General features: G+C 67.8%; 16 protein-coding genes. 9 read left to right on the forward strand and 7 right to left on the reverse strand.

All coding sequences use genetic code 11. From position 1 onward, the window contains the following. The 5 genes from N7367_RS17870 to N7367_RS17890 all read right to left on the reverse strand — a co-directional run. A partial coding sequence (locus N7367_RS17870; RefSeq protein ID WP_279942923.1) for an FUSC family protein occupies positions 1-2,030 on the reverse strand: 2,030 nt, incomplete at its 3' end. A gap of 3 nt (positions 2,031-2,033) precedes the next feature. After that, complete coding sequence (locus N7367_RS17875; RefSeq protein WP_053517255.1) at positions 2,034-3,485, reverse strand: efflux transporter outer membrane subunit; 1,452 nt, start codon at positions 3,483-3,485, stop codon at positions 2,034-2,036. After that, positions 3,482-4,399 (reverse strand): HlyD family secretion protein, encoded by a 918-nt coding sequence (locus N7367_RS17880; protein ID WP_279942924.1) that lies wholly within the window; start codon positions 4,397-4,399, stop codon positions 3,482-3,484. Before N7367_RS17880 ends, N7367_RS17875 begins: the two co-directional genes overlap by 4 nt. Then, positions 4,396-4,605 carry a DUF1656 domain-containing protein gene (locus N7367_RS17885; RefSeq protein ID WP_053517257.1) on the reverse strand — a complete coding sequence of 70 codons (210 nt, stop codon included), beginning with the start codon at positions 4,603-4,605 and terminating at the stop codon, positions 4,396-4,398. Before N7367_RS17885 ends, N7367_RS17880 begins: the two co-directional genes overlap by 4 nt. 105 nt (positions 4,606-4,710) lie before the next feature. Then, the gene (locus tag N7367_RS17890; RefSeq protein ID WP_065174050.1) at positions 4,711-5,166 is read right to left on the reverse strand and encodes a MarR family transcriptional regulator; all 456 of its coding nucleotides are present in this window, start codon (positions 5,164-5,166) and stop codon (positions 4,711-4,713) included. A gap of 619 nt (positions 5,167-5,785) precedes the next feature. On the opposite strand from N7367_RS17890, the gene folE reads away from it, so the two are divergent. The 4 genes from folE to N7367_RS17910 all read left to right on the forward strand — a co-directional run bounded on the left by folE (position 5,786) and on the right by N7367_RS17910 (position 12,064). Next, on the forward strand, positions 5,786-6,397 hold the full coding sequence (gene folE, locus N7367_RS17895; protein ID WP_180876256.1) for a GTP cyclohydrolase I FolE: 612 nt from the start codon (positions 5,786-5,788) through the stop codon (positions 6,395-6,397). Positions 6,398-6,509: 112 nt separating this feature from the next. Continuing rightward, positions 6,510-7,979 carry a DUF3375 domain-containing protein gene (locus tag N7367_RS17900; RefSeq protein ID WP_053520046.1) on the forward strand — a complete coding sequence of 490 codons (1,470 nt, stop codon included), beginning with the start codon at positions 6,510-6,512 and terminating at the stop codon, positions 7,977-7,979. After that, the gene (locus N7367_RS17905; protein ID WP_053520047.1) at positions 7,966-8,667 is read left to right on the forward strand and encodes a DUF4194 domain-containing protein; all 702 of its coding nucleotides are present in this window, start codon (positions 7,966-7,968) and stop codon (positions 8,665-8,667) included. The genes N7367_RS17900 and N7367_RS17905 overlap by 14 nt, the downstream gene beginning before the upstream one ends. Positions 8,668-8,683: 16 nt before the next feature. Next, positions 8,684-12,064, forward strand: coding sequence for an SbcC/MukB-like Walker B domain-containing protein (locus N7367_RS17910; protein ID WP_279942925.1), 3,381 nt, complete (start codon positions 8,684-8,686; stop codon positions 12,062-12,064). Positions 12,065-12,169: 105 nt separating this feature from the next. Here the strand turns inward: N7367_RS17910 and N7367_RS17915 are convergent, their stop codons facing one another. Continuing rightward, the gene (locus tag N7367_RS17915) at positions 12,170-12,949 is read right to left on the reverse strand and encodes a TSUP family transporter (protein ID WP_053520049.1); all 780 of its coding nucleotides are present in this window, start codon (positions 12,947-12,949) and stop codon (positions 12,170-12,172) included. Positions 12,950-13,030: 81 nt separating this feature from the next. Between N7367_RS17915 and N7367_RS17920 the strand changes: the two genes are divergently transcribed. From N7367_RS17920 to N7367_RS17940, 5 genes are all read left to right on the forward strand, one after another. Beyond that, positions 13,031-13,423 carry a YchJ family metal-binding protein gene (locus tag N7367_RS17920; protein WP_180876259.1) on the forward strand — a complete coding sequence of 131 codons (393 nt, stop codon included), beginning with the start codon at positions 13,031-13,033 and terminating at the stop codon, positions 13,421-13,423. Between the two features lie 84 nt (positions 13,424-13,507). Beyond that, complete coding sequence (gene egtB, locus N7367_RS17925; RefSeq protein ID WP_053520051.1) at positions 13,508-14,779, forward strand: ergothioneine biosynthesis protein EgtB; 1,272 nt, start codon at positions 13,508-13,510, stop codon at positions 14,777-14,779. Next, positions 14,776-15,750 (forward strand): L-histidine N(alpha)-methyltransferase, encoded by a 975-nt coding sequence (gene egtD, locus N7367_RS17930; RefSeq protein ID WP_279942926.1) that lies wholly within the window; start codon positions 14,776-14,778, stop codon positions 15,748-15,750. The genes egtB and egtD overlap by 4 nt, the downstream gene beginning before the upstream one ends. 85 nt (positions 15,751-15,835) lie before the next feature. Beyond that, positions 15,836-18,001: a lytic murein transglycosylase gene (locus N7367_RS17935; protein WP_279942927.1), complete on the forward strand. Its 2,166-nt coding sequence runs from the start codon at positions 15,836-15,838 to the stop codon at positions 17,999-18,001. After that, the gene (locus N7367_RS17940) at positions 17,998-18,555 is read left to right on the forward strand and encodes a DUF2628 domain-containing protein (protein WP_065176257.1); all 558 of its coding nucleotides are present in this window, start codon (positions 17,998-18,000) and stop codon (positions 18,553-18,555) included. The genes N7367_RS17935 and N7367_RS17940 overlap by 4 nt, the downstream gene beginning before the upstream one ends. Here N7367_RS17940 and N7367_RS17945 read toward each other — a convergent pair. After that, a complete protein-coding gene (locus N7367_RS17945) occupies positions 18,552-19,742 on the reverse strand; it encodes a benzoate/H(+) symporter BenE family transporter (protein WP_053520054.1) in 1,191 nt (396 codons plus the stop codon). The two genes, N7367_RS17940 and N7367_RS17945, sit on opposite strands and share 4 nt — an antisense overlap. Between the last annotated feature and the right edge of the window lie 11 nt (positions 19,743-19,753).

The following is a 19,753-nucleotide window of genomic DNA, read 5'->3' on the forward strand; positions in this document are numbered from 1 at the left end:
GGAGCGGCAGCATCCGCCAGCCCCGGCGCCAACGCTTTCGCCTCCGGGAACAGGGCGAAGCGCAGGCCCACCAGGCCCATCAACGCCTCGTCGCGTGCCTTGCAGGCCGCCACGCTGCCGACCCGCCCCAGCGAGGCATCCAACCGCTCGCGCAGCGTCTGATCGGCGGTGATCGGCCGGCGTGCGGCGACCTGGCGCCGATAGTGCGCGGCAATCTCCTGCAGGATCTGCTCAACGGCCTCGCGGCTGCGGTCGGGCAGTTCCAGCCGGGCACGCCGCAGCTGCAGGATGTTCAGGCCGATGCGGGCTTCATTGAGCATGTCCACCGACGCGATGTCGCTGCCTTCCGGCGTCGCCGCCAGCCGGGGGGCCAGCAGCCCGAGCAGATCGAGCATGCGCGCGGCGAAGCGCTGCCGGTCCTGCTGTCCGCGGCCTTCGGCCGCTTCCGCCAGGGTGGTCCAGCCTTGCCGGACCAGCCGCCGCGCGGTCCATTCGGCACCTACCGAGCGGAACAGGCGGGTCATCACCACCGCAAAGCCGATGCCGATGAACATCGCCACTGACGAGTTCACGAACGTCTGGATGTTGGCGCTGTAGGTGTTCTGCAGGCTGAGCAGCGCGGCCAGATTGACCGTCAGCGGCAGCGCAAACAACGCACTCTTGGGGTGGTGCAGCAGCAGGCCCAGCGGCAGGAACGCCACCGCCAGCACCAGTGCCAGCAGTCCGAAGTCGTGAACGGCGGGGAATACACCGAACAGGTACACGCCTGCGACCAGCGAAGCCACCATCGCCCACACCAGGAACGAGACCATGCTCGGTGCCGGATCATCCTGTGCCGCGAAGAAGGCCGCCGTTACCGCAGCCATCATCGCGCCGTTGCCACCGCCTTCCCAGCCCAGCGCGATCCACAGCACGCAATAGCCCATCAGCGCCACGCCGGCGCTGAGCGCCGAGAACAGCGCCATGCCGTAGTCGACGTGCCTGTCGGCCGCGACCCGGTCGGTGCGGATGCGATAGTGCGCGCGGTCCAGCGGCGCGTTGCCGTGGTCGATCGCCTGCTGCAGCGTGCGGCAGTCCTGCCACAGGTCCACCAGCTCTTCCAGCCGCAGCAGCAGGCTGGCCAGCTGCAGGTGCTGCAGGTCGCGGTCCACCTGCGGCTTCACTGCGCTGATGCGCGCACGCAGGCGGGCGTAATCACTGGCACTGGCCGGTTGCTGCAGCCATTCGTGAATGTCGTCGATCACTGCCGGCAGCCCATCGGGCAGCGACTGGCCATTGCTTCGCAGCGCACTCAGGCGATCGGCAATGGAGGAAAGCACCGGCAACAGCAACAGCATGCGCTCGCGCAGCCGCTCCATGGAGACCGCCGCGCCGGTGTGGCGCGGATCATCGCGGCGCAGGAACTCGATCAATGCCTCGAACTGCACCAGATCGGCGGCCAGGCGGTTGCGCGGTGCATGCGCGCGGCCTCGCTCCAGGATCTGCCGGCACCACTGCGCCGCATCCTCCATCCAGGTGCCGATGCGCGCGCGCAGCATCGGCCGCACCGAAGCCGGGAACAGCAGCGAGGCGAACAGCACCGCCACCACCGTGCCGAGGATGATCTCCTCGCTGCGTGCCACGACCGTGTCGAAGATCGTCTCCGGCGAGGTCACGGCGGGGAAGCCGATGAAGGCGGTCGTATAGCCGGCGAGCAGGAAGGCATAGCCGCGCGGGCCGCGGTTGAGCAGGGCCAGGAACAGGCAGCCGGCCAGCCAGATCGACATCGCCGCGCTCAGCAGCAGTGGCGTTTCCACCAGCGCGGGCAGCACCAGCAGTGTGGCCAGGCCGGCCACCAGGGTTCCGACGATGCGGTACACGCCCTTGGCGCGGGTCGGGCCCAGCAGCGGCTGGCTGACGATGTAGACCGTACCCATCGCCCAGTACGGGCGCGACAGGTTGCCGGCCATGGCGATGTACAGGGCGGCGATCGCGGCCAGGTAGGTCTTGATCGAGAACAGCCACGCCTGGCGATCGGTCACGGCGTTCATCACTTAGTTCGCCGTGGCCCGTGGAGCGGCCGTCGCCTGCCAGCCACCGCCGAGCACCAGGAACAGGTGGATCTGATCGCGCGAGACCTGTGCTTCGGCCGCGGCCAGTGTGGCATCGCTGGTGGCCAGGCTGCGGTCGGCGTCCAGGCTGGCCAGGTACGGTGTCCGCCCACCCTGGTAAAGCCGGCGGTTCTGCTCGGCTGCCAGCGCGGCCTGTTCCTGGGCGATGCGCAGCGACTGCAGTCGGCGCAGGTCCTGTGCGTAGCGGTCCAGAGCGGTCTGCGTCTCACGCAGTGCCTGCAGCACGGTGTGGTCGAACTCGGCCAGCGCCGCATCGGCGCCCGCTTCGGCAGCGTGGATGCGTGCATGGCTGCCCGATGACGGCAGCGTCCACGAGATCAGCGGCCCGATCGACCACTGCTGGGTCATGGGCTGGCCGAAATCTTCCAGCAGGCCGGCGGCGCCGATCGAAGCCCCCAGACGGATGTCCGGATAGAGTTCGGCGGTAGCCACGCCAATGCGCGCGGTGGCCGCGGCCAGCCTGCGTTCGGCCTGGCGCACATCCGGACGACGCTGCAGCAGCGCACGGCCATCTCCGACCGGCAGCGGTTGCGTCAGCGACGGTGCCTGTGCGCAGTCGATCACCCCGGCCGGCAACTGGCCGGGGGTCTGGCCGAGCAGGGCGGCCAGGGAGTACGCCGCCGCCGAGCGCTGCGCGCGCAATGGCGGCAATGCGGCCTCCAGCAGGGCGACCTGGGCATTGGCACGGGCCAGTTCCGGCGGCGTGCCGCGGCCGGCCGCGATCAACCGCTCGGTCACCGAGCGGCCGCGCTGCTGCAGCTGCAGCGAATGCTCGGCCACATGCAGTTCGTGGTTGGCGTGGCAGATCTCCAGATAGCTGTCGGCCACCTGTGCGACCACGCTGACCTGGGCCAGGTCGCGCGCCGCAGCGACTGCCTGCTCGTCGGCCCGCGCCGCTTCCGCACCGCGCTTGAGCTTGCCGAACAGATCGAACTGATAGCTGACGGCGAACTTGCCATCGGCCAGGTTGATCACCGGCAGTTCGTGTTCCTGCAGGAAGGATTCGGCCGACAACTGCGCGCGGCTGACGCCGGCCTCGGCCTCGTACTCGAAGCCACCGGCGTCCAGTGCCTGTTCGTAGACCGCCGCCGCGCGGCGCAGGTGGGCATCAGCGGCTTTCAACTCAACGTTGTCGCGCAGCGCCTGGCTGATCAGGCCGTCCAGCACCGGATCGTCGTACAGCGACCACCAGCGCGCCGGCAGCGGCTGGTTGGCGGCGATCTGCGGGTTCTGCGTATCGATGAACGCCGCATTCGCCTCCGGGCGCTTGAATGCCGAGCCTTCCGGTAGTGCATAGTCGGGGCCAACGGTCCTGCACGCGGCCAGGCTGGCCAGTGCGACGATCAGGCCGAGGCGGGACAGTGCGGTATTCACAGGCGGCCCCGCGTCGGCGTGGGGCCGGCCTTGCCGTCATCCGCGCGGCGGCCGGTATCCACCGTCACGGTGGCGGTGCGGCCGGCGATCAACTCAACACCCGCGGGAAGATCATCGATGGCAATCCGCACGGGAATGCGCTGCGCCAGCCGCACCCAGTCGAATGCGGGTGTGACGTTCGGCAACAGGCTGCTGCCGTTGCTGCGGTAGCGGTCCTCGATGCCGGCGGCGATGCTCTCCACATGTCCCTGCAATGGCCTGGATTCACCCATCAGGCGGATGTCCACGCGCTGCCCGGGCACCACACCCTGCAGGCGGGTCTCCTCGAAATAGCCATCGATGCGGAATGAGCCGGTATCCAGCAACGCCAGTACCGGTTTGCCGGCCACCACGTAGTCTCCGACGCGCAGCGTACGGTCATTGACTCGACCGTCTGACGGCGCGCGCACTTCCGTGCGGCCCAGATTGAGTTCGGCCAGATCGACTGCGGCCTGTGCCGTGGCCAGCGCGGCCTGTGCGGCCTGCAGCTTGGCCCGGCGCACTTCGGCGTCCTCGGCAGCGACGAGGTCCTGCAGGCTGCGATCACGACCGATCTCGCGCCTCAGCTGGGCCACCGACGCCTGGCGCTCGGCCAGGCTGGCCTGTGCCTGCTCCAGTGCGATGCGGTAGCGCGCACGGTCGACCACGAACAGCAGGTCGCCCTTCTTCACCGCCTGGTTGTCGGCGACGTTCACCGTCTCCACCAGGCCGGACACATCCGGCGCCATCTGCACCACGTCCGCGCCGACATGGGCGTCACGGGTCCAGGGCTCGTCCATGTAATAGACCCACAGCTGGCGCAGCACCAGCAGCGCGACGATCACGGCGGCACCGGTGAGCAGCACCGGCAGGGACTTCTTCACGATCTTGTTCACGATTGCATCCAGCGCAGAAGGTGGAAAAGCAGGCCCAGCACGATCCCGTACAGCGCCAGGTTGAACAGCGCCGGGTGCCACACATGGCGGTAGGCACCGGCGCGTTGCAGCAGCGCGTGCAGACCGCTGTTGAGCAGATAGGCCAGCAGCATCAACCCGAGCAGGGTCGGGACGAACACTCCGTGGAGACTGAATTCACCAGGCATCGGTAGGGCAGGGCAGATGGGGGAGGGGAGGAACAACGGCACAACAACAACGGGTGACAGCCGCTGGCGTGGCAACGGCAGCGGCGGCATCCGGGGACATCGGTCTCACGTGATGCGGTCGGCGGCCTCGGCCAGCAGGCGCCATGCCTTCAGCACGGCGTGCAGTTCATCCATGGAAAGCGCGCCGAACACGTCCTGACGCAGGTCGATCAACTGATCTTCAAGTTCCTGCACCAGCGCTTGGCCGGCCTCGGTCAGCCACAGCAGGTTGGCGCGACGGTCGCTTGCATCACTTTCACGGCGGACCAGGTCGCTGGCACAGAGCTTGTCCAGCAGGCGTACCAGCGAGGGGCCCTCCATGCCCAGCTGCTGGGCCAGGGCGACCTGGCGGATGCCGCCGCCGGAGCGGCCGATCATCAGCAGGGGCATGGTGCAGGCGGTGGAGATCCCGTAGCTGCCCAACCGGCTGTCGGCCAGGCGCTGCCACTGCCGACCTGCATACAGCAGGCCGGAGCTGAGCTGCATCTGCAGCACGGTGCGCTCGTCGAGGGGGCGGTCCATAGATAGATAGGATACTACTAATTTCATTCCTATCAATAGGTTTGTCTGAATGGGCGCCCCATTGCGGTAGCGCCGGGCCATGCCCGGCGAGCGGCATGGGGCCCGTCCACAGAGCCCGCCGGGCACGGCCCGGCGCTACCGCAGCTCGTTCCGGAGTCATGAGCATCGGCCTGCGACCCCGACTGCCGGCACGCGATGAACCGTCCCCACAGGACGACCCCCCCGGTCCTCCGCCACCCGCCCCACATCCCGCGAACGCGATGGGTTAAAGGCAAGAGCAGAAGCAGTGCGGACCAAGGGTCCGCACCCACCAGGGCAGCGGCGCGCCGCTTCCGAAGCCATGAACCCCCGCTTTTGACCCCGCTTTCGGGGGGCCGACCGCGCCAGCAGGAAACTGTCGGAGAGGGGAGGGGCAGGCCGGGCAGGACCGTCCACGGCATGGATGCCGTGGCCGAGCCTACAGGGACGTACTTGCGGCGTGTCCTGCCCGGCCTGCCCCTTCCCCCTCTCGCTCAGCAGCCACGAGGCGCCGGAAGAACCCCCGATGAACCGTCCCCACAGGACGACCCACCCCCCGGTCAGGTACGATGCTCGCCCCCCGTTCGGGACGCTGTACGCAATGAGCAAGAACAACGAAAAGGCCGCCCCGCAGGGCGACGTGACCCAGGACCAGGCCGAGGAGGCCGTGCGCACCCTGCTGCGCTGGGCCGGAGAGGACCCGTCCCGCGAAGGCCTTCTGGACACCCCCCGCCGCGTCGCCGAAGCCTACGGCGACTGGTTCAGCGGTTACCGCGATGACCCGCGCGCCTACATGGAGCGGACCTTCGAGGAAGTCGCCGGTTACGACGAACTGATCGTCCTGCGTGACATCGAGTACGAAAGCCACTGCGAGCACCACATGGCGCCGATCATCGGCCGCGTGCATGTCGGCTACCTGCCGGCCGGCAAGGTGGTGGGCATCAGCAAGCTGGCGCGCGTCGTCGAGGCCTATGCCCGCCGTTTCCAGGTGCAGGAAAAGATGACCGCGCAGATCGCCCAGTGCATCCAGGATGTGCTGCAGCCGATCGGCGTCGGCGTGGTCGTCGAAGGGGCCCACGAGTGCATGACCACCCGCGGCATCCACAAGCGTGGCGTCAGCATGGTCACCTCCAAGATGCTCGGCAGCTTCCGCGACGATGCGCGTACCCGCGCCGAGTTCCTGCGCTTCATCGAAGTGGGCGGCAAGCGCTGAGCCGCTTCTCCCCGCACCGCCGGCCCATGGTGGCCGGCCTGCCCACGGCTGTCCCCGCGACGGCCGTGCGTGGCTGCCCGCAGCCGCCTGTCTTTCCCGATCCCCTCGCTGCATGAAGCATCGCGAACGCATCTCCCGCTACCGTCACCTGCGCGAACAGCCCCAATGGAAGCTGCTTGCCGCCGACCATGCGCCCGAAATCATCGGTCTGCTGCAGAGCCTGCTGATGGACGGCGAACGCACCTTGCCGTCCTCGGTGCTCAACGAGCGCCTGCAGCGCGCGCTGGACCAGCTCAATGGGGACGAACTGGCCCGTGATCTGCCGCGCACGGCGCAGGCCTACATCGCACACTGGCTGTCCCAGGGCTGGCTGGAGCGGCGGTTGCCCGAGGGCGCCGACCAGGAGCAGTACGAACTGTCGACCCAGGCCCTGCAGGCGATCCGCTTCGCCGACAGCCTCGAGCAGGCGCGCGTGGCTGCCACCGAGAGCCGCCTGGCACTGGTCATCGAACAGCTCTCGCAGCTGGCTGCACAGACCGAATCCGACCCCGACGCACGCCTGTCTGCGCTGCGCGACGAGCGCGACCGCATCGACGCCGAGATCGCGCGGGTCAGCGCCGGTCGTGTGGTCGCCCTGGACGGCAAGCGTGCACTGGAGCGCGCCCGCCAGATCATCGGTCTGGCCGACGAGCTGACCGAAGACTTCCGCCGGGTGCGCGACGGCTTCGAGCAGCTCAACCGGGAGTTCCGCGAGCGCATCATCGATGACGAAGGCGAACGTGGCGATGTGCTGTCGCAGCTGTTCGAGGGCGTGGACGTGATCGGCGAAAGCGATGCCGGCCGCAGCTTCCAGGCATTCTGGCGCCTGCTCAATGATGCCGAGCAGAGCGCGCAGCTCGATGCCGCGCTGGAAGCCGTGCTGGCACGCGGCTTTGCACGCCGCCTGGATCGCAACGAGCGCAACTTCCTGCGCAGCTTCACCAGCACCATGCTTGAACGCGGCGGCCAGGTACACGATGTCCTGCAGAATTTCGCGCGCAGCCTGCGCGGCTTCGTGCAGAGCCGCGGCTATCTTGAACAGCGTCGCCTCAATCAGCTGCTGAAGCAGGCCCAGTCCGAAGCGCTGGCTCTGCGCGACGAGTTCCCGGCCCAGCGCACGATCGGTCGTGACCTGCAGTTGACGACCAGCCGGCTGCGTTCGTGGTCGCAGTGGAAGCTGCACGACCCCCGCAGCGCCCAGGTCGATGGCAATGTCGAGTACAACGACGCGGCCAGCATCAGCCTGGAGAGCGTCGGTGATCTGGTGGCCTCGTCCGAAATCGATTTCCGCACCCTGCGCCGCGACCTGCACGACCTGCTCGATGCACAGCCGCGGCTCAGCATCGCCCAGGCGCTGTCGCAGCGCGAAGCGCCGCAGGGCCTGGGCAGCGTCATCGGCTACCTGTCGCTGGGCACGCGCTTCGGCAGCGTGGTCGCTGGCGAACAGGAGCTCGCCGAATGGCGTGGCGGCGACGGCCAACTGCGCCGCGCACGCATCCCGCTGGTTTGGTTCACCCAGGAGAGACGCCATGAGCTGGCATGAAGACCCCATCGAAGCACCGTCTGCCGACCAGGCCGAGGACGCCTACGAGGCCGAGCCGGCGATGCTCGAAGCGCAGCCACGGCGCGGCAACAGCGTGTACTACCTGGGTGATACCGGCCGCCTGCCGCTGGATGCCCGGCGCGCGCTGTGCCAGCTGCTGATCGGTCCCAGCATCGACCAGCTGCGCCACGCCAAGCTGTGGCCGGCACTGGTCCGCAGCGAGGCGGGCATCCGTTCAGCGCTGTCCGACCTGTTCCTGGAACTGGTGCTCGACCGCGAAAGCGGTGTGGCATTCACCCGCCAGGCCGACACCGAAGACGTCGATGCACCGGTACTGCTGCGGACCTCGCCGCTGACCTTCATTGACTCGGTGCTGTTGTTGTTCCTGCGCCAGCAGCTGGCTGAGGCCGACGCGCGCGGCAACCGCGCGGTGGTCGCCGACGCCGAGATGGCCGAAGCGCTGGCCATCTACGAGAAGAACCTGTCCACCGACCGCGCCGGCTTCAACCGCCGCGTTGCATCGGCCGTGCAGAAGATGAAGGACAACCACATCCTGACCCGCCTGAGCGGCCAGGACGACCGCCACGAAGTCTCGCCGGCGCTGAAGCTGCTGTTCTCCGCCGAAGACGTGTCCCAGCTTTCGGCGGTGTACCGCCAGCTGCGCGAAACCCCGGCCGCCGAAGCCTGAGAGACCCGAACACCGCATGGCCATTTCCAAGCACACCCCCGCCCTGTTCAATGAAGGCCTGCCGGACCCGCGCCTGCAGCAGTTCCGCATGCGCCGCCTGCAGGTGCACAACTGGGGCACCTTCAACGGCCTGACCGAAGTACCGATCGCCGAGCGTGGCTTCCTGTTCGTCGGCCGTTCCGGCTCGGGCAAGTCGACCCTGCTCGATGCCATGTCCGCGCTGCTGACGCCGCCGGCCATCGTCGACTTCAACGCGGCCGCACGCGAGGCCGAGCGCAGTGGCCGCGACCGCAACCTGGTGTCCTACGTGCGTGGCGCGTGGGCCGACCAGCAGGACAGTGGCACCGGCGAGATTGCCACCCAGTACCTGCGCAAGGGTGCGACCTGGACCGCACTGGTGCTGGAGTACCGGGCCGGCGACGGCCGCGTGGTCAGCCTGGTGCGCCTGTTGTGGATCTCCGGCAACGGCACCTCGGCCGGCGACGTGCGCAAGCACTACATGATCGCCGAGCGTCCGTTCGACATCGCCAAGGATCTGGGCGGCTTCGATCTGGACCTGCGCAAGCTCAAGCAGAAGCTGGCCGACGTCCACCACTTCGACACCTTCTCCGGCTATGCCGAGCGCTTCCGCGACCTGCTCGGCATCGACAACGAGATGGCGCTGCGCCTGCTGCACAAGACGCAATCAGCGAAGAACCTGGGTGATCTCAACGTCTTCCTGCGCGACTTCATGCTCGACACGCCGAAGACGTTCGACGCCGCCGAGCGCCTGGTGAGTGATTTCGCCGAGCTTGACGGGGCCCATCAGGCGGTCGTCACCGCCCGTCGCCAGGTGGAGACGCTGTTGCCGGCGCGCGCCTATTACGCCGATCTGAAGGAAATGCACCGGCAGCGCGGTGACGACGAGGCGCTCAAGCTGGGCGTCGACAGTTTCCGCGAGAGCCGCCGCCAGGCGCTGATCGAAGCGCGCCTGCGCGAGATGGACGTGCGTGACCGTGGCCTGCTGGGGGAAGAGGCGCAGCGCCGCGCTGCGCTGGACAACCACAGCGAACGCCTGGCCGAGCTGGAACTGCAGCGGCGTCAGCAGGGCGGCGAGCGCATCGAAGAGCTGGAGCGCGAGCAGGGCCGCGCCGAAGCCGAGCGCGATCGCCGCAAGGCCAAGCGCGACCAGGCGCAGGAAGCCGCACGGCAACTGCAGGCCGAACTGCCCGACGACGCCCATGGCTTCGCCGAACTGGTCGAGCGTGCGCAGAACGAACTGCAGGATCGCCAGCGCGCTTCGGCCTCGCTGGACGATGCCATCAGCGAGCGCCTCGGTGGCAAGCGCGATGACGAGCGTCGCTTCGCTGAAGTACGCCTCGAACTTGACGCGATGCAGCGCACGCCCTCCAACATTCCGGCGCCGATGCAGAAGCTGCGTGCACGGTTGGCGGAAGAGACCGGCATTTCCGAAGTGGCGTTGCCGTTCGTCGGCGAGCTGATCCAGGTCCGCTCCGAGGAACAGGGCTGGCAGGGTGCGATCGAACGCGTGCTGGGTGGCTTCGCGCTGTCGCTGCTGGTTGACGACAAGCACTACAACGCGGTTGCCGACTGGGTGAACCGCACCCACCTCGGCATGCGCTTCACCTACTACCGCGTGCGCCGCAACGACGAGGCGTTCGCCCGCGAACCATCGGCGAAGTCGCTGCTGCACAAGCTGGAGCTGCGCGACCACGTGTTCGAGAGCTGGCTGCGGCGTGAGCTGGGCAAGCGATTCGACTACGAATGCGTGGATGCCAGACAGCTGCGCAACGTCGACCGCGGCATCACCCGCGAAGGCCAGGTCAAGCATCCGGGCGACCGCTTCGAGAAGGACGACCGCAGTGCCGTGGGCGACCGCCGTCGCTGGATTCTCGGTTTCAACAATCACGACAAGGTCGGTGCGTTCGAACGCGAGGCGCAGGAACTGGCCAAGCGCATCGCCAGCTGCGAGACCGATATCGCGAGCCTGCGTGGCCAGCGCGATCGTGACAACGAGCGCCGCCTGGCCTGCCACGAGCTCGCGGGTATCCAATGGAACGAAATCGACGTCGCCGCGCCCCAGCAGCGCCTGACCGACATCGAAGCCAGCCTGCGCGACCTGCGCGAAGGCAATGCCGACCTGGCCAGGCTGGCACAGCAGATCGACGCCGTGCGCGCCGACATCGAGCAGGCCCGCCGCACCTATGAGGATGTCCGTGTCGAGCGCGGCCAGCTGGTCCGGGAACGTGACCGCCTCGACCGCGCGCGCCAGCAGAGCCGCGCGCTGGTGCTGCCAACGCTGGCCGAAGCGCAGGAGAGCGGCCTGGCAGAGCGGTTGCAGCAACAGGGCCCGCTCAGCCTGGAAACGCTGGAAGCGCACATGCGCCAGGTCAGCAATGCGCTGAACGAACAGTTGTCGTCCTCGCAGCAGGATCTCAACCGTATCGAGAACCAGCTGGTCGGCTGCTTCCGCCGCTTCATCCAGCAGTGGCCGGAAGAATCCGGCGACTTCACCGCATCGGTGGCGTCGGCCGAGGACTTCCTTGCCCGCCTCGACCGTCTCGAACGCGATGGCCTGCCGCAGCATGAGGAACGCTTCTTCGATCTGCTGCAGAACCAGAGCAAGAACAACCTGCTGGCCCTGCAGCGCCACAGCGCCGAGGCCCGCAAGTCGATCGGCCAGCGCCTGGACGAAGTCAACGCCAGCCTGGAGCAGGTGCCGTTCAACCGGGGCACCCTGCTGACCATCGAATTGAGCGACCGCCGGCTGCCGGAAGTGCTGGAGTTCCAGCTGCAGCTGCGCGAAGTGCTGTCGCAGCAGCAGACCGAGCAGCGTGAACTGGCGGAGTCACAGTTCACCGTGCTGCGCCAGCTGGTCAACCGCCTGGGTTCGCAGGAAGGTGAGGACAAGCGCTGGCGCGAGCTGGTCCTGGACGTGCGCATGCACGTGGAGTTCATCGGCGTCGAACTCGATGCGGAAACGCGCCAGCAGGTCGAGATCTACCGCAGCGGCGCCGGCAAGTCCGGCGGCCAGCGGCAGAAGCTCGCCACCACCTGCCTGGCCGCAGCGCTGCGTTACCAGCTCGGCGGCGCTGACAGCCAGCTGCCCAGTTACGCGGCGGTCGTGCTCGACGAGGCCTTCGACAAGGCCGACAACGAGTTCACCGCGCTGGCGATGAACATCTTCGATAACTTCGGTTTCCAGATGGTGGTCGCCACGCCGCTGAAGTCGGTGATGACCCTGGAGCCTTTCATCGGTGGTGCCTGCTTCGTCGAGATCAGTGGCCGCCACGATTCGGGCGTGCTGCTGATCGAGTACGACGAAGAAGGAAGGCGCCTGAAGCTGCCCGAGCGCAGCCGCCAGCAGGCCAATGAACCGGAGGAAGCCGAAGCCTGACCGCCTCGGGCAATCCACCTGTAGAGCCGAGCCATGCTCGGCTGCTCTTCGCGACCTGAAACAACGTGCCAACCAAGGTTGGCACCTACCATTTCATAACGTCCCTCACGAACCGCGGAACGTATCCCACGCCATCCGCGCGATTAGCACCACCACCAGGCCCACGAACAGTTTGCGGATGAACGGCGTGCCGCCTTTCAGTGCCAGCCGCGTGCCGACCACCGAACCGATGATGTTGGCCGTAGCCATCGGCAGCGCGAACAACCACAGGATGTTGCCGGTCGGCACGAAGAATGAGATCGCCGCCATGTTCGTCGCCAGGTTCACGACCTTCGATGCGGCCGACGCACGCAGGAAGTCCAGGCCGAAGAAGCGCACGAACAGGAAGATCAGGAAGCTGCCGGTGCCTGGCCCGAAGAATCCATCGTAGAAGCCGATCGCAGCGCCGATCACCAGCGCGATGGTCAGTTCGCGCCGGCCGATCTCCTGCGGCCGGTGCAGCGCGCCGAAATCCTTCTTCCACAGGGTGTAGGCCAGCATCGCCACCAGCAGCACCAGCACCAGCGGCCGCACGGCATCCTTGGGCAGCAGGCTCACCGCCGTAGCCCCGGCGAACGAGAACACGAATGCCGTGCCCGCGGCGAACAGTACCGGCTTCCAGGGGAACCGCACGTTGCGTGCATAGCGCCACGCCGCCGCCGCCGTGCCGAACATCGAACTGAACTTGTTGGTACCGAACAGCATCGCCGGCGTCTGCTGGGGCAGCACGGTGAACAGGCCGGGCAGCTGTACCAGTCCCCCTCCACCCACGGCAGCATCGACCAGGCCGGCAATGAAGGCGATCACCACCAGCCACCACAACTCGGGGGGAACCAGTTCCAGCACGGGGATCATTCAATGTGGGGGCGCGACAGCATACGCCTATCGCCGATGGATGCCCGACGTGACTCGAGCGACAATACCCTCATGAGCCGAAACCCTGCCGATTCCTGCCCCTGTGGCCTCGCCACGGACTACGCCGACTGCTGCGGCCGCTTCCATGCCGGCGAGCCCGCACCGGACGCCGAGCGCCTGATGCGCTCGCGCTACAGCGCGTACGTACGTGGTCTGGCCGACTACCTGCGGGCCACCTGGCATCCGGCCACCCGTCCCGCCGAACTGTCACTGGACGAGGCGCCCGGCCAGCGGACGCACTGGCTTGGCCTGACCGTCCACGAGCACCAGGTGAATGGGCCCGACCATGCCGAAGTGCGATTCACCGCCCGCTACCGGGTGGGCGGCGGCAGTGCGGTGAAAATGAACGAGCGCAGCCGGTTCGAGCGCATCGACGGACGCTGGTACTACCTCGACGCGATCTGAACCGGTTACGTGACGGCATCGATGTGAACGGCGCGATGTCACGCCATGACGTTGCGCTCACCCGCACCGCTGGATGCTGGCTGCATGGACAGCGCTACCGTCGCCGTCGCTGCTCCGCAGCGTGAACTCGCCCACCGCTATGCGCAGACGCGCGCCCGCAGCGTGCTGCTGGCCGAACCGCTCAGTGCCGAAGATGCCATGCTGCAGAGCATGGCGGACGCCAGCCCGAGCAAATGGCATCTGGCGCACACCACGTGGTTCTTCGACCGCTTCGTGCTGGCCGGTCTATCCGGCGCACCGGCACGTGACCCCGCGTGGGACTACCTGTTCAACAGCTACTACAAGAGCATTGGACCGGCGCATGCCAGGCCGCAGCGTGGCCTGCTCTCACGCCCGTCGCTGCAGCAGGTACTCGATTACCGGCAGCAGGTCGATGCACACCTGCTGACGCGTCTCCGCGATGGCGATCTTGACGATGAAGCCCTGCAGCATCTCCAGCTGGGCCTGCAGCACGAGCAGCAGCACCAGGAGCTGCTGCTGACCGACATCAAGCACGCGCTCTGGTGCAATCCGCTGCATCCGCCCTACCGCCAGGACCTGCGCGCCGCCGTCAGCGTAGCCAGTCCGCTGGGCTGGATCGAATCTCCCGAGCGCATCGTCACCGTCGGCGCACCGGCGTGGCCACAGCACGCTACCTTCGCCTACGACAACGAATCGCCACCGCATCGCGTGCTGTTGCCGGCCCACATGCTGGCTGATCGACCGGTCTGCAACGCGGAGTACCGGGACTTCGTCGAAGCCGGCGGTTACCGCGATCCGCGCTGGTGGCTCAGTGAGGGCTGGGCTCTGCGCGAAAGCGAGGACTGGCAGCATCCACTCTATTGGGATGATGCCCTCCAGCGCGAATACACGCTCGGCGGCTGGCGCGACCTCGACGCGCATGCGCCGGTGTGCCATCTCAGCTACTACGAAGCCGATGCGTATGCCCGCTGGGCCGGTGCGCGCCTGCCCAGCGAATTCGAGTGGGAGGCCGCCGCGACGTCGCAGCCGATCGCCGGCCATTTCGCCGAGGATGATCATCTGCATCCTGCTGCAGCACGGGGCAGGGGACTGCGGCAGCTGTTCGGCGACGTCTGGGAATGGACCGGCAGCGCCTATGGCGCGTACCCCGGTTTCCGTCCGTTCGCCGGCAATCTGGGTGAGTACAACGGCAAGTTCATGTGCGGGCAGTGGGTCCTGCGCGGCGGCAGCTGTGCCACCCCGCGCGGGCATGTGCGCGCCAGCTACCGTAACTTCTTCATGCCACCTGCGCGCTGGCAGTTCTCCGGCCTGCGCCTGGCGAGGGATCTGCCGTGAGCACCGTACAGGATGCGCTGCAGGCGCTGACCGATCTGACGCCCAGCCGCGAGCAGATCCTCGCCGACACACTGGCCGGACTGTCGCGCACTGCGCGCCAGCTGCCGTCGAAGTACTTCTATGATGCGCGCGGTTCACGCCTGTTCGAACAGATCACCCACACGCCGGAGTACTACCCCACGCGCACCGAGCTGGCCCTGTTGAATCGGGTGCTGTCGGATATCGCACGCGTGGTGGGCCCGCGCCTGCACGTGGTCGAGCTGGGCAGCGGCAGTGGTCGCAAGACCGCGCTGTTGCTGGCCGCGCTGCAGGATCCCGTGGCCTACACCCCCATCGAGATCTCCCGGGCGGCGCTGCTGTCGAGCATCGATCACCTCGCTCCCGCGCTTCCCGACGTGGAAATGCTGCCGGTCTGCGCTGACTTCACCCGTCCGGTGGACGTGCCCGCACCGGAGCGCGAGCCCGCGCGGCGCCTGCTGTTCTTCCCGGGGTCCACGCTTGGCAACTTCGCCGGCGAGGACGCCCTCGCCCTGCTGCGGGCCATGCGTCAGACCATGGGTGACCACGGCCTGGCCCTGATCGGCATCGACCTGCACAAGGACCCCGCGCTGATCGAAGCCGCCTACAACGACGCCGAAGGCATCACCGCGGCATTCACCCTCAACCTGCTCGTCCGCCTCAACCGTGAGGTGGGCAGCGACTTCGATCTGGACGGCTTCCGCCACCGTGCCCGTTACAGCACCGAACGTCTGCGTATCGAGACCGATCTGGTCAGCCAGCGGGCGCAGGACGTCCACCTCGATGGCCGCACCTTCCACTTCGAGGCCGGTGAGGCGATCCGCGTCGAGTACAGCCACAAGTACACCGATGACGGCTTTGGTGCGCTGGTGCGGCAGGCCGGCCTGCAGGTTGCGCAGCGCTGGGACGCTGACAGTCCAGCTTACGGCCTGCGGCTGCTGCGTACGCTCTAGAGAGGCCAACGGCCGGCAACTGCTTCAGCATCGCCGGTCGCTCAGCCTCTAGTATGGTGTCAGCACCGGCAACACGGAGGACGCCATGCCCACCCTGACCGCACTCGGCCTGGCCGCGGCACTGGCCGCGCCGTCAACGGCGCCCGACCTGACCCCGCCCGATCCCGCGTTCACCCGGTGTCTGGCACAGCTGCAGGCAACGGCAGCTACCCAGGGCATTGCCGCAGACCGCTTCGGTGCGATTACCGCCGACCTGCGTCCTGATCCCAGCGTGCTCGGCTTGCTGGATGCGCAGCCCGAATTCTCCACCCCGATCTGGGACTACCTGGCTGCACTGGTGGACCGCCAGCGCGTCGACGATGGACGGGCCATGCTGCAGCAGCACCGCGACCTGCTTGATCGCATCGCCGCGCAGTATGGTGTCGATCCGGTCACCATCGTCGCCGTCTGGGGCGTGGAGAGCGACTATGGCCGCGTATTTGGCAAGCGTCCGCTGCTGCAGTCGCTGGCGACGCTGTCCTGCGCCGGCCGGCGGCAGGCGTTCTTCCGTGGCGAACTGCTGGCCCTGCTCACGCTGATCGATCGCGGTGATCTGCAGGCTCAAGGCCTGACCGGGTCCTGGGCCGGCGCGTTCGGCCATACGCAGTTCATGCCCAGCACCTACGCACGCATCGCCGTCGACGGCGATGGCGACGGTCGCCGTGACCTGGTCGGCAGCATTCCCGACGCACTGGCGTCTACCGCCAACTACCTCAAGCGCGCCGGCTGGCGCACGGGAGAACCGTGGGGCATGGAGGTGCGTGTTGCCGACGGCTTCAATACCAGCCTGGCCGGCCGTACCCAACGCCGGTCACTGGCTGACTGGCGTACGCAGGGCGTGACAGCGCTGGACGGCAGCGCGCTGGCTCCGGCGGGTCTGGCTGCCGACGCGCGGGCGGCGCTGCTGCTGCCCGCCGGCATCAAGGGGCCGGCCCTGCTGGTGTTCCGCAACTACGATGCGATCTACAGCTACAACGCCGCCGAAAGCTATGCGCTGGCGATCGCGACGCTGGCTGATCGCCTGCGCGGCGGCAGCGGCCTGGCCACCGCCTGGCCGACCGATGACCCCGGGCTGGGCCGTGATGAGCGCCGTCAGCTGCAGACCCTGCTGCTGGCGCGGGGGCATGATATCGGTACCGCTGATGGCATGATCGGCACAGCCAGCCGCCGGGCGATCCAGGCCGAACAGCGCCGCCTGGGATGGAGCACGGCCGATGGACGAGCCGGCCAACGCATCCTGCGCGCGCTGCAGAGCGCGGCGCCGCCTGCGGTGGCCTCCACCCGCTTCACGCTTCCCAGCAACTACAGTGCCGTGCAGTCGCCGGCCATACGGAGTCGATCCAACGTGCAACAGATCCAGGGCGTACGCAGTGGCCAGTTCCAGGGGCTTGATGCCTGGCTGGTGGAAACCCCCCAGGCCACCGCAGCCATCAGTGTGTTCGGCGGCCAGCTGCTCTCCTTCGTACCCAAGGGGCAGGCCGATCTGCTGTGGCTTTCGCCACGCCGTGCCGCATTGCCGACCCCCATCCGCGGCGGCAGCCCGGTGTGCTGGCCGTATTTCGGGCGACAGGGGCAAGGCGACGATGTGCCCGCGCATGGTTTCGTGCGCACCCTGCCGTGGGAGCTGAAGGAGGCCCGCCGGCTGGACGACGGCAGCATCGAACTCGTATTGGCTCCCCCTGCATTGGACAACCTCGCTCTGCGCCTGGCCATGACCGTGCGCATCGGCCGTGAACTACGGCAGCAGCTGGTGACCGACAATCCCGGCACCGTGCCGGTGACGATCACCCAGGCGCTGCACAACTACTTCCGCGTGGGCGATGCCAGCAAGGTCGAAGTCGATGGCGTGGACGGGCTGGAGTATCTGGACAAGTTCGAGAACTATGCACAGGCGCGGCGCCAGCAGGGCCCGTGGTCCCTGCGCGATCCGCGCGACCCGGGCCGCAGTGACCGCATCTATACCGGGGCAGGTGGCCACTACGTCCTGCGCGATCCGGTGCTGAAGCGTCGCATCACGATCCGTACCGAAGGCAGCCGCTCGCTGGTGGCCTGGAATCCTGGCGCGGAAGCGGCAGCGAAGATGGCCGACGTGGGCGACGGCTGGCGCGATTACATCTGCCTGGAAGCGGCCAATGCCGGGCCCGACGTGATCACCATCGCACCGGCCGGTCGCCACGTGCTGGTACAGACCTTGTCCAGCTCGCCACTGTGAGTGGACATCCCGCCACGGATGGCAATCCCTACGCTGCACCGGTTGCCGGCGATGCGCCGTCGAGCCTGGACGCCGCAATGGCGGTCTATGACCGTCATCCACGGCTCGCCCGCGTGGTGGCCGACAACTTCGCTGTCTATGCCGAGTTGTGGCGGCTGCGTCGGGATCCGCCGGGCTGGCCGCGTCCGTGGAACTGGGCCGCGTTCCTGTTCGATTTCAAGTGGCTGCTGTACCGGCGTATGTACGGCATGGCGGTGGCCTACGTCCTGATCAGCATGGTGGGGGGTGCCGCCATCGTGCTGGCCGGAATGGACGACGCGGCGATATGGGGGTTGACGTTGGCCTTGAAGATCGCAGTGTCACTGGCGGCCAATGCGCTGTATCTGCGCCGCTGCAGGGCGGTGATCGCCCGCGCCGAAGCCGCCGGCGCGGGTGACGGCGCACGCGTCGAGGCCTATATCGACCGGCGCAGCGGCGTCAGCCGGCTGGCCCTGGGCCTGGGCATCGCGTTCAGCGTCGCACTGCAGGCGTTGGACCTCTTCGGCGGCGCCTAGCTGCGGGGCTCACGTGGCCGCAGGACCAGCAGGCACAGCGCGCCAGCGACCAGCCCCCAGAAGGCGGAACCGATACCGGCCAGCGACATCCCCGACGCAGTGACCAGGAAGGTGACCAGTGCCGCCTCGCGGTCGCGCTCCACCGCCAGTGCGCTGGCCAGGCTGTTGCCGATGGTGCCGAACAGTGCGATGCCAGCCACGCAGGCCACCAGCTCCCGCGGGAACGCGGCGAACAGTGCGGCCACGGTGGCGCCGAACAGGCCGATGACGATGTAGAACACACCTGCCGCCATCGCCGCGGTATAGCGCCGGGAAGGATCCTCATGTGCATCGCGGCCCATGCAGATGGCTGCGGTGATCGCGGCCAGGTTCAGCGCATAGGCACCGAAGGGGGCCAGTACCGTGTTGACCACGCCGATCCAGCCGATCAGCGGCGATACCGGGGCGTCGTAGCCGGAGGCGCGCATCACGGCGACGCCGGGAATGTTCTGCGAGGCCATGGTCACCACGAACAGGGGCAGGGCGATGCCTGCCACGGCAGTCCACGACAGGGAGGGGGTCACCCACTGCGGGACCGCCAGCTGCAACTGCAGCTGCTGCGCGTGCAGCAGACCGCGGCTGGCTGCGACCGCGATGCCAACCAGTAGGGTCGCGATCACCGCGTAACGCGGGAACAGGCGCCGGCCAGCCAGCCAGGTCGTGAACATCGCCAGGGCAAGTACCCTCTGGCTGTCCATTGCGACGAACACATCCAGGCCGAAGCGCAACAGCACACCGGCCAGCATGCCCGCCGCCAGCGCCATCGGCACACGTTGCATGAGCCTGGCGAAGATGCCGGAGAAGCCGGCCAGCATTGCCAATGCCGCAGCAAGCAGGAACGCGCCTGTCGCCTCGGAGAGCGAAGCGCCGCCGGCGCCCACCACCAGCATCGCGGCACCGGGCGTCGACCACGCGGTGACCACCGGTACTCGATAGCGAAGTGACAGCCCGATGCAGGTCACGCCCATGCCCAGTCCCAGCGCCCACATCCAGGATGCGATATGGGCCTGATCGGCACCGACCGCCTGCGCGGCCTGGAACACGATCACCGCCGAACTGGCGAAGCCCACCAGTACGGTGATGAAGCCGGCGACGATCGCCGGCATCGATAGATCCCGCCACCATCCGTGGCGCACCTGCGTACTCATTGCCTGCTCTC

The organism is Stenotrophomonas sp. GD04145, from assembly GCF_029835135.1.
GTDB lineage: Bacteria > Pseudomonadota > Gammaproteobacteria > Xanthomonadales > Xanthomonadaceae > Stenotrophomonas > Stenotrophomonas maltophilia_P.